The organism is Vibrio sp. YT-19(2023) (genome assembly GCF_033337395.1).
Genome location: NZ_JAWOQN010000863.1, coordinates 1 through 574, shown reverse-complemented (window position 1 = coordinate 574; position 574 = coordinate 1). Strand labels below are relative to the sequence as shown.

General features: G+C 45.1%; 1 protein-coding gene and 1 pseudogene. One reads left to right on the top strand and one right to left on the bottom strand.

What is annotated here, in order from left to right:
- Positions 1-184, top strand: a pseudogene (locus R7E78_RS28875) (DNA mismatch repair protein MutH); the annotation flags it as partial.
- 14 nt (positions 185-198) lie between these two features.
- Here R7E78_RS28875 and R7E78_RS28870 read toward each other — a convergent pair.
- The gene (locus tag R7E78_RS28870; protein ID WP_005481791.1) at positions 199-510 is read right to left on the bottom strand and encodes a DUF6482 family protein; all 312 of its coding nucleotides are present in this window, start codon (positions 508-510) and stop codon (positions 199-201) included.
- Positions 511-574: the final 64 nt, after the last annotated feature.

The following is a 574-nucleotide window of genomic DNA, read 5'->3' as shown; positions in this document are numbered from 1 at the left end:
AATTTCAGCCAGACATGGCGAAGCGCTTCACCTGCGCCCAAAGGCCGCTAATGCCAAAGCACTAACTGAAGCCTATAGCTCCAACGGGAAACCAATGAAGACGCTACCACGAGGCTTTTACCTACGAACACAATTCACCGAACAGATCTTACTGAAGCACTATATCAATGTGCAATCTGAGTAACTCATCTGTTCACTCTAATGGGTAACCAACGATAATTCGATATCGCAGTAAGAGGCAGTACCCTCACTACCGCACTCATCGTAAGCGTTGTGTAACCGCAAATAAGCTTTGTCGATACCTAACCTGAGCAGCTCTTCTTTCACCAAATCTAAGGAACCAAAATGAAGCGGTTCCTCTCCATCTTTAATCGGCTCTAGCTGGTGCTTATATTCCACAGCTAGCAAATAGTCAGAGACATCGGAACACCCAATGACAAATACTTTGGGTAACGTATAGGTGTCTTTATGTTGACCATGTAGCCACATGTCCAGTTGATGCTTCTGCATAGTGCACCTCCTTCACAAGATCTTTTTAGTGTAGTTGGGGGATGAATACCTTTCGAGCCACACT

Coding starts and splice junctions, on each gene's coding strand:
- R7E78_RS28870 (WP_005481791.1), bottom strand. CDS start 510: ATGCAGAAGCATCAACTGGACATGTGGCTACATGGTCAACATAAAGAC.